This is a genomic window from Neisseria sp. P0021.S005, assembly GCF_051956955.1.
Map to the genome: position 1 here is coordinate 1 of NZ_JBQCWY010000085.1, position 9,486 is coordinate 9,486.

The 9,486-nt window shown below is 50.1% G+C and carries 9 protein-coding genes and 1 pseudogene; 4 read left to right on the top strand and 6 right to left on the bottom strand.

Annotated elements, in window-relative coordinates; all coding sequences use genetic code 11:
* The first annotated feature begins 83 nt into the window (after positions 1-83).
* Positions 84-767 (top strand): 2,3-diphosphoglycerate-dependent phosphoglycerate mutase, encoded by a 684-nt coding sequence (locus ACTHUE_RS06975; protein ID WP_049337039.1) that lies wholly within the window; start codon positions 84-86, stop codon positions 765-767.
* A gap of 136 nt (positions 768-903) precedes the next feature.
* On the opposite strand, the gene ACTHUE_RS06980 is transcribed toward ACTHUE_RS06975, so the two are convergent.
* Entirely contained in the window at positions 904-1,695 is a 792-nt protein-coding gene (locus tag ACTHUE_RS06980; protein ID WP_004518838.1) for a DsbC family protein, read from the bottom strand.
* A 135-nt stretch (positions 1,696-1,830) separates the two neighbouring features.
* On the opposite strand from ACTHUE_RS06980, the gene ACTHUE_RS06985 reads away from it, so the two are divergent.
* Positions 1,831-4,020: a primosomal protein N' gene (locus ACTHUE_RS06985; RefSeq protein ID WP_004518837.1), complete on the top strand. Its 2,190-nt coding sequence runs from the start codon at positions 1,831-1,833 to the stop codon at positions 4,018-4,020.
* Between the two features lie 80 nt (positions 4,021-4,100).
* Here ACTHUE_RS06985 and ACTHUE_RS06990 read toward each other — a convergent pair whose 3' ends face one another.
* The 3 genes from ACTHUE_RS06990 to ACTHUE_RS07000 all read right to left on the bottom strand — a co-directional run bounded on the left by ACTHUE_RS06990 (position 4,101) and on the right by ACTHUE_RS07000 (position 6,268).
* A complete protein-coding gene (locus ACTHUE_RS06990; protein WP_004518836.1) occupies positions 4,101-4,775 on the bottom strand; it encodes a hypothetical protein in 675 nt (224 codons plus the stop codon).
* A gap of 335 nt (positions 4,776-5,110) precedes the next feature.
* Positions 5,111-5,449: an iron-sulfur cluster insertion protein ErpA gene (gene erpA / locus ACTHUE_RS06995; protein ID WP_003680162.1), complete on the bottom strand. Its 339-nt coding sequence runs from the start codon at positions 5,447-5,449 to the stop codon at positions 5,111-5,113.
* A gap of 132 nt (positions 5,450-5,581) precedes the next feature.
* Positions 5,582-6,268, bottom strand: coding sequence for a S24 family peptidase (locus ACTHUE_RS07000; protein ID WP_004518834.1), 687 nt, complete (start codon positions 6,266-6,268; stop codon positions 5,582-5,584).
* 261 nt (positions 6,269-6,529) lie between these two features.
* On the opposite strand from ACTHUE_RS07000, the gene ACTHUE_RS07005 reads away from it, so the two are divergent.
* Positions 6,530-6,805 carry a hypothetical protein gene (locus ACTHUE_RS07005; RefSeq protein ID WP_003680156.1) on the top strand — a complete coding sequence of 92 codons (276 nt, stop codon included), beginning with the start codon at positions 6,530-6,532 and terminating at the stop codon, positions 6,803-6,805.
* Between the two features lie 76 nt (positions 6,806-6,881).
* Here the strand turns inward: ACTHUE_RS07005 and argC are convergent, their stop codons facing one another.
* Both argC and ACTHUE_RS07015 read right to left on the bottom strand, forming a co-directional pair.
* Positions 6,882-7,928 (bottom strand): N-acetyl-gamma-glutamyl-phosphate reductase, encoded by a 1,047-nt coding sequence (gene argC, locus ACTHUE_RS07010; RefSeq protein WP_004518832.1) that lies wholly within the window; start codon positions 7,926-7,928, stop codon positions 6,882-6,884.
* Between the two features lie 47 nt (positions 7,929-7,975).
* Positions 7,976-8,161 carry a hypothetical protein gene (locus ACTHUE_RS07015; RefSeq protein WP_004518831.1) on the bottom strand — a complete coding sequence of 62 codons (186 nt, stop codon included), beginning with the start codon at positions 8,159-8,161 and terminating at the stop codon, positions 7,976-7,978.
* A gap of 896 nt (positions 8,162-9,057) precedes the next feature.
* On the opposite strand from ACTHUE_RS07015, the pseudogene ACTHUE_RS07020 reads away from it, so the two are divergent.
* Positions 9,058-9,486, top strand: a pseudogene (locus ACTHUE_RS07020) (phosphoserine phosphatase SerB); the annotation flags it as partial.

The following is a 9,486-nucleotide window of genomic DNA, read 5'->3' on the forward strand; positions in this document are numbered from 1 at the left end:
CAAAAGAAACCGCCGGCGTTATCAGCGCGGCGGCAAAGTGTGATATAAATACCCTTTCCCAAACTTCATTGGAGCAAACTATCATGGAATTAGTATTCATCCGTCACGGACAAAGCGAATGGAACGCGAAAAACCTTTTCACCGGCTGGCGCGACGTCAAGCTGAGCGAGCAAGGTTTGGCAGAAGCCGCAGCAGCAGGTAAAAAGCTGAAAGAGAAAGGCTACGAGTTTGACATCGCCTTTACCTCCGTTCTGACCCGTGCCATCAAAACCTGTAACATCGTTTTGGAAGAATCCGACCAACTGTTTGTTCCACAAATCAAATCATGGCGTTTGAACGAACGCCACTACGGTCAGCTGCAAGGTATGGATAAAAAACAAACCGCAGAAAAATACGGCGACGAGCAAGTCCACATTTGGCGCCGCAGCTACGACACCCTGCCTCCGCTGCTCGATCCTAAAGATCCTAACTCCGCCCACAACGACCGCCGCTATGCCAACCTGCCTAGCGATGTCGTACCTGATGGCGAAAACCTCAAAGTTACCCTCGAGCGCGTCCTGCCTTTCTGGGAAGACCAAATCGCTCCGGCCATCTTGAGCGGCAAACGTGTATTGGTTGCGGCACACGGCAACTCCCTGCGTGCGTTGGCAAAACACATCGAAGGCATTTCCGACGAAGACATCATGGGCTTGGAAATCCCAACCGGTCAGCCGCTGGTGTACAAATTGGATGAAAACCTGAAAGTGATTGAAAAATTCTACCTGTAAGGTAAAGAGAAAAAAGGACGTGTTGGACACGTCCTTTTTTGTACTTGTCAGTATCGAGGCCGTCTGAAGGCAGTTGATGGCGGGTGACATGAAAAAAGGACGCGTAAAGCGTCCTTTATGGAGATTAAACCCTGTATTACTGGTTTTTCTCGATAATTTCTTTGAGGTGAGGCATAGGGCTGTAACCGCTTTGGCTGCGGCCGTTAGGGAAGACCACGGTCGGTGTGCCGTTGAAGCCGAATTGTTCGCCCAATGAAGTGGTTTCTGCAACAGGGTTTTCGCAGTTTGCTTTGCCGCTTGGGAGTTTGCCTTTGCGCATCCAGTCGATCCATGCCTGGGTCGGATTAGGTTGACACCACAACAGCTCGGCTTTGCGCGCGGCATCAGGGTGCAGGCTCGGAATCGGCATCATGAATGTATAAATCGTGATGTCGGTCATTTTTTCAAACTCATGCTCCAAGCGTTTGCAGTACGGGCAGTCCGGATCGGAGAAAACAGCGACTTTCAGTTTGCCGTTGCCGCGTACTTCTTTGATGGCTTTATCCAAAGGCAGGGAAGCGAAGTCGATTTTGTTCAAATCGGCGGCGCGTTCTTCAGTCATGCTTTGGCGCGTATTGACGTTGATGAGGTCGCCAACGAGCATATAGTCGCCTTTAGCATCGGTATAGATGATTTGTTTGCCGCTGACGACAACTTCATAAATGCCTTTAATCGGTGTTTCACTGACGCTCAAAACTTTCAAATCTTGGGCGGCATAGACTTTTTCCAGACGCGCTTTCAAAGAAGCGGCAACGGATTTGTCGGCAGGCGCTTCCGCTTTGGCGGCCGGAGCAGGCGCCGCATTGGCGTTGGATACGGCAGGTTGACCGCATGCCAACAAAGGAAGGACGGCAAACGGCGTTAAGATTTTGATTAACTTGGTTTTCATGCGAGAGACTTGCGTGTGTTGAAAGTAAGGCATTGTATCAAACCTCTGTCATGTCTGCATTGTACTAAGGCTCAAATTATCGTCTGAAAATAGCTTTCGGCTGTTAAAATACGAAAAAATGATTTGATTGTTTGTATGATCTACCACCGTATTGCCGTAAACGTGCCGCTTTCAGACGGCCTTTTGACGTATTCCTATTCCGAGCCGCTTCCTCCGGGAACGCGGGTGCTTGTGCCTTTCCGCAATAAAACCGTTGTTGGGGTTGTGTGGGAAACGGATATTGCGCCGGATATGGATACGGCGCGGATTTTGAGTGTTCAGACGGCCTTTATGGAAGAAAAGCCGTTGCCTCAAAGCTGGCGTGATTTGTTGGCATTTACGTCGCGTTATTACCACTATCCGACCGGGCAGGCGGTGTTTGCCGCATTGCCGCAAGGTTTGAAGGAAACGCGCGTGGTGGAAATGCCGCAGCCGCCGTTGTTTTACGCTTTGAACGAAGCGGGTAGGGCGCAAACGCCGCCGCCGTCTCGGTTCAACAAAAAAGCGGCTTTGTGGGACGCGCTGCTGTCGGGCGGGATGACGATGGCGGCGTTGAAGCAGGTGAACGCGCAGGCGGCGAAATTAATTGAAGATTGGGCGGAACAGGGTTGGATTGAAACTATGGAAGCGGCGAAACCCGTTTTAAGGTCGTGCAATGGGCAGGCTTCGCACTCTGAATTTGTATTAAATGCTGACCAGCAGAAGGCTTCCGATGAAATTCAGACGGCCTTCGGTAAATTTCAGCCGTTTTTGCTGTACGGCATCACCGGCAGCGGCAAGACCGAGGTATATTTCGATGCGATGGCGAAAGTGTTGGCGCAGGGGCGGCAGGTGTTGTTTCTGTTGCCCGAAATCAACCTCACGCCGCAGCTTTTGAAGCGGGTGGAAGACCGTTTTGCCGATGTGCCGACCGCTGTGTTGCACAGCCAAATGGCGGCAGGCAAACGCACGCAGGATTATCTGCGCGCGATGTTGGGACAGGCGAAATTGGTCATCGGCACGCGGCTGGCGGTGTTCACACCGATGGATGATGTCGGGCTGATTGTGGTCGATGAGGAACACGACGGCTCGTTCAAACAGGACAACGAATTACGCTACCACGCCCGCGATTTGGCGGTGTGGCGGGCGAAGCAGAGCGGCTGTCCCGTCGTCTTGGGCAGCGCCACGCCCAGCTTGGAGAGCTGGCACAAGGCGCAAAGCGGCGCGTACCGCCTGCTGCAACTGACCGAACGCGCCCATACCACTGCGCAACTGCCGCAAGTAGACATCCTCAACGTAGGTCGTCTGAAACTCGACAACGGCTTCTCGCCGCAAGCCTTGCAGCTTTTGAAACAGAACTTTGAAGCAGGCGGCATGTCGCTGGTGTACCTCAACCGGCGCGGCTTCGCGCCCGCGCTGTTTTGCGGCGACTGCGGCCATACCTTCGGCTGCCCGAACTGCTCCGCCAAGATGGTGCTGCACCAACGCGCCCGCCAACTGCGCTGCCACCACTGCGACCACCGCGAACCCATCCCATTCAAATGCCCCGACTGCGGCAACCAAGACCTGACCGCCGTCGGCCACGGCACGCAGCGCGTCGAAGAAACCCTGCGCGCCTTCCTGCCCAAGGCCGCCGTCGTCCGCGTCGACAGGGACAGCACCGCGCACAAAAATGACTGGGCGGATTTGTACCGCCGCATCGCCGACAACGAAATCGATATTCTGGTCGGCACGCAGATGCTCGCCAAAGGTCATGATTTCGCGCGACTCAACCTTGTTATCGTGTTAAACGCCGACGGCAGTCTATACAGCGCGGATTTCCGCGCGCCGGAAAGGCTGTTCGCCGAGCTGATGCAGGTGTCCGGCAGGGCGGGGCGCGCCGACAAACCCGGCAAGGTGTTGATACAGACCCAACTGCCCGAACATCCCGTCTTCGCCGCCGTCAAAGCGCAGGACTACGCCGTGTTTGCCGAAAACGAATTGAACGAGCGACAAATGTTCGCCATGCCGCCCTTCGGTTTCCAGACTGCCGTCCGCGCCGACGCGCCGCGCGTTGCCGATGCGATGGAGTTTCTCAACGCCGCCAAAGAAACCATTGCTCCGCTTTTGCCTGAAAGCGTCTCCCAGTTCGGCGCCGCCCCCATGCTGATGGTGCGCCTTGCCGAACGCGAACGTGCGCAAGTTTTCCTCGAATCGACATCTCGACAAGATTTGCATCGCGCCGTGAGTTTGTGGGTACAAGTGTTACAGCAAAACAGGGACGGCAAAATCCGATGGTCGGTGGACGTTGATGTGCAAGAGGCTTGATTGAAATGATTCAATCAATATAGAAATAAAAGGCCGTCTGAAAATCTGTTTTTCAGACGGCCTTAAGTTTTGGAATCAGTTTAGAAGAATTTTGCAGCGATATAGCCGAGTGCAAGCAGACTCAAAACGGCGAATACGATAGCCATTGTAAGCAGAAACTGTGTTTTCTTCCTTGCTGCAAGTGCGGCCAGCTCAGGATTTTGGCCTAACTCTTCGCGTAGTTGGGATTCCAATTCAGCACGGATTTTCTTGCGCAGCTTTTTCTCTTCCTGCTCGCGTTCATATTTGAGCTTGTGGGCAATTTCGGTTTGTTTTTTATGCTCGAAAGAGATTTTTTCCTGCCATTCAATGCGCTTGCGCTGGATGGCCAGCTCATTTTTTTCTGTCAAATCAAAGTGGCAGGTTTTACATTCCTGTGCGTCGAGTTCGTCGATAATCGTCATGCAGACTGGGCATTGGATAGGGTCGGGCGTGTTGACTGCCAACACGGGTTCTTCTTCAACCGCTTCCAACTCCATAGCCTGACGGACGATTACGTCCAAACCTAAATAGCTGAAGTAATGCTGCGCATTTTCGCGCTCGTCTTGGGTGCATTTCTCGGCCACAATAGCTTGCGGACGCTCGGCCAAAGCTTGAATCAGACTCTCGACTTCGTTTTCAGGCAGGTTGTCATACAGGCAGGCATGGATGCGCTCCCTATCCGTGTTCGGCGGATAGGAAACGTATACGTCGAAAAATTTTTCTTGTTTGCTCATTGATATCCCATGAATATTTCGACTGCATCAACCAAATGGGTTGGGTCTGAGGTTTTGTTATTGTGTTTGAGCTGTTTTGGCTTGCGATGCAGGCAAAAACAGAGGCCGCAGTCTTAGGCAGACCGGATAGGGGGTGCCTTTGTGTCGTTAATCGGCTGGACAATGATTTTTTATTTATATGGCAATATGCATGTCCAATGTTATGTCTATTGTAGAGTAAATATTCACGCCCGATATTATTATTATAAGATAAATCCAATATTGTTTAAAATAAATTCACACAAAAGGCCGTCTGAAGATACAGACGGCCTGTTTTTCATGAAGAAACGGATTATTTATACGGAGAAGGACGAGCCGCAACCGCAAGTTGTTTCGGCATTCGGATTGCGGATGACGAATTGAGAACCTTGCAGGCTTTCGGTGTAGTCGATTTCTGCACCAACCAGATATTGGTAGCTCATCGGGTCGACCAAGAACGTCAGGCCGTTTTTTTGGATTTCGAAATCGTCGTCGTTTTTGATTTCATCAAAGGTAAAACCATATTGGAAGCCGGAGCAACCGCCGCCGTTGACGAATACGCGCAATTTCAAATCGGGATTGTTCTCTTCGGCGATCAGGTCGGCAACTTTGGTGCAGCAGCTGTCAGTAAAGATAATAGGGCTTTCGTCTGACATGATGTGATTCCTTTTATATGAATATTTTTACTATTGTCGCTCAAACCGTTAGCCAAGGCAAGTTTGTGCAGACAGGGTCTGCCAGCTTACATGGAGGGCATGGCAGAAATTTCAAGCACCAGTATGTCAGATTTAGATGCTTCTGCCAAACCATTCTACACGGCCGATGATGGCAACGTCGTCGGTCGGGTTTTTCAAGTCGATTTCAAAAGTAGGGTAGGCTTCGTTGGCAGAAATGACGTTGACGATGCCACCGGGTATCAGTTGCAGGCGTTTGACCAAAAGGTTTTCATTGAGGCGTAAAACATAGAGGCCGTCGCGCGGCGTGGTTTGGCCGTGGTTGATGAGGATGGTGTCGCCATCATTCAGCACGCCTTCCATCGAGTCGCCTTTGACTGAGATAACGGAAAGGTTTTTGATGTCTCGCGTTACATAATTTTCAATCCAATAGCGTCGGAACGCCATGGCGAATATGGGTTGCTCATCGCCGACGAGCTGGCCGTGTCCGGCCGCGGCCTGGATGTCGTAACGCGGTACGAAGACAAATTCGTCTATATCGACAGGGTTGCCTAGTGTGTCGGTTGCTGTGGCCTTTGGGGCTTCGGAATCAGGGAAGGGAGAACCTTCGCCTGTTAAAAGCCAGTCTATGCTGCAGCCTTTAAGTTGTTTGATTTTTTTTAGCGTTTCCGATTTCGGCAGGCCTCCTTCGTTCCAGATACGGCTGAATCCGGCGATGGTCATATCGATGTCGGCGGCAATTTTGGCTTGGCGGGCTTCATCTTTCCATAAGAAAGCCAGGCGGTCTTTAAAGGTATCCATGTTTATGCCTTTGTGGAGGTATGTTTTTTATATGGTTTGGACGATTTGAGTGTATTTTACCTTAGTTTTTATAAAATTGTAAGAAAAAAATTACTTCATCTAAGAAAAAGTATTGCATATTCTATTTTTTCTTAGTATTATTCGTTTTGTCTTAGATAAATCGATATTTCTAAATTTCTGTTCGATTTTTCTTAGTTTAATTTTATTTGGTTTAGTTTTTCTGATTTAAACCTGCTATATGATTATGATGAGAGGTGTGAAATGACTCGTTCGCGTAAAAATACTTTTTGGGTGCTGCTGGCGTTGGTACTGGGTTTTTTTGCTCTGCCTTTCGGATCTTCGGAGGCGCATGAGGCGGACGGTAATCTGACGGCTTCGGAATGCGAACGCTTGGGCAGCTTGAGTCTGGATCAGATGGACGGCAGGCTGCTGGCTTTTGCCAAAGAATGCGATATGGTGGAGGCTACCCACGATTGGGAGCAACAGTACGGCAACTTGAATGAAGAAGAAATGCTTGCCGGCGTAGTGTATGAGTGATGTTTGTGAATGAATCGATAAAGGCCGTCTGAATGATCAAAGTTTCAGACGGCCTTGTGTTTTTAATAATGATGGCTTAAGGCATCAATGGTGCATTAGTCAGGCCGGTGGTTTCGGGTAGGCCGAACATGATGTTCATATTCTGCACGGCTTGACCGGCTGCGCCTTTGACCAAGTTGTCGATGACGGAAAGAACAATCCACACATCGTCTTGTTCGGGCGCTTTTTGAACGCTGATACGACAAAGGTTGGCGCCGCGCACGCTGCGGGTTTCAGGTGTCGAACCTGAAGGCAGGATATCGACAAAAGGACTGTCGCGGTAGTATTCGCGCAGTAAGGCTTCAGGATCGGTATGTTCTTGCAGGTGCAGATACAGGGTGGCGTGCATACCGCGTATCATTGGAACAAGGTGTGGCACGAAAATCAGGCCGTCTGAAACATGGTCTTGCAGCCCGGACAGGGTTTGTCGGATTTCAGGCAGATGGCGGTGGCCGCCGACGCCGTAGGCTTTGAAGTTGTCGCCTGCTTCGCACAATAGGGCGTGGGTGCTGGCTTTGCGGCCTGCACCGGAAACACCGGATTTACAGTCGGCAATCAGCGGCGCATTGGCTTTCAGACGGCCAGCCTGAAGCAGTGGCAATAAGGGCAGGGAAACGCAGGTGGGGTAGCAGCCCGGATTGGCCACCAGCATGGCTTTGGCGATGTCGTCTTTGTGAAGTTCGCACAAACCGTACACTGCTTGGGAAACGAGTTGCGGCGCGGCATGGGTCATTTTGTACCATTGTTCCCATGTTGAGATGTCGCGGATGCGGAAGTCGGCAGACAGGTCAATCACGCGTACGCCTTTTTCGACAAGGGACGGTGCTTCTTTCATGGCCACGCCGTTGGGTGTGGCGAAGAACACGAGGTCGCAACGGTCAAGCCCGGCATCTTCGGGCGTTTGGAATGCAAGGTCGTAAATGCCGCGCAGGCTGGGAAAGTAGTCGGCAACCGCAATACCGGCTTCGCTTCGGCTGGTGACGGCAGTGACTTCTGCGTTGGGGTGGCTGCTGAGCAGGCGTAACAATTCAACGCCTGTGTAACCGGTTGCACCGACGATACCAATTTTAATTTTTGTGGTCATGGTGTGGCTCCTTTGTAGGGATGATGATGCGTTTGATTATATAGTAATTAATTGCCGTCGGTCAGAGGTGCTTGTGCCAAGCTTTGCAATAGAGGGTTAAACAGGCTGTCTGAAATATGGCATGAATAATATTCGAGAGCGGGTTTCAGACGGCCTGAGCGTTTGGAAAACGCAGTTTGCGGTTCGATTTGTTTGTTGATTTGTGGTGGGTGTTTCGTCTTTATCCTATCCATACGAACACAAAATAAAAATGTAAAAAAATGCCCCCGGGTTGGAGGACCGGAGGCAAGTATCCAAGGAGTATCTCTCATCAATAAGAACTAGTTATTTAGTACTATATCTCTTGTTAGGATTGAAAGCAAGCGTTTTGCACATTTTAACATTTAAATAATTTTTTCATTCAAATTCAGTGAGTTATCAGATAGGGATTGAATCTTGAGATGATGGTAATAGAGGATAGGCTAAGGACAATTAAAACGGCAGGCATCAGTGATTGGGAGCAGCCATACTCTGAGCATTACTCTGATGTGTGTGTACATGGCCATATTGATTGAGTCGGTCGGGGGGGGAAAGCTGAAATCTCCTGACTAACCGAATTGAGTTAAAGTGAGGGCTTCTTCAAACTGTTAGATAAAATAGCTGCAAGGCATGAAATGCGTGCGCAGATGAGGAAGGGTTTGTTTTTAAATATAGATCCCTGAATCATTTTATTTCATTTAAATTTGATATTGTCAAACCATCGAGCCAAAAAAAAGGTTGCCACCGGAAAGGAAGTCGTTGGCAACGAATGGAGGTGGTAATGCAATGAAAGCTAGATATAAGGAGTAGTGCCAAACTAGCTATAAGTAACTATATCGAAACTGTAAGAAAAATCAACACAAGTTGCCTGTTACTGGCAAAAATTTTTAGTCGGCTTGCCTAAAATCAAATTTTTGAGTAATTACTTGGTTGATGCAGGGGTTGGTAGCTCTAGCTGAATTTGTTTCCAGGCCGTCTAAAAATTTTCGGGGTGGTTGGCTATAATGCTGTTTTGGTTTTTTAAGGTCTTCGCAAAAATACGGTTTCGGGGTTTTAGGCTGAATGTGTACCCGATCTGTTTGCAAAGGTTTTGGGGTATGAGGAGAATGAGATGAAGAAAGTTTTGGTGTTGCAACATGGGGATTTGGGCGCGTGCGACTGGTCGGCGTTTGGCGGTTTGGTGTCTGCGCCATCAGGGAAGTCGGTGTTGCGTGTGCCGGTTTCGGATGATTTTGAATTGACGGACGAGATGCGTGCGGCGTTGATTGCGCAGCAGATAGATGGCGCGATGTTGCCGGATATGGCTTTTGCTGATTTGAGGCTGATTGTCAGCGATATGGATTCGACGCTGATTACGATTGAGTGCGTGGATGAGATTGCGGCCGGTGTCGGGCTGAAAGATGAGGTGGCCAAGATTACGGAGCAGTCGATGCGCGGCGAGCTGGACTTTGAGCAGTCTTTGCGCAAGCGTGTGGCTTTGCTGGCCGGTTTGGACGAGCGCGTGTTGGAAGAGGTGTACGAGAATGTGTTGCAGCTGTCG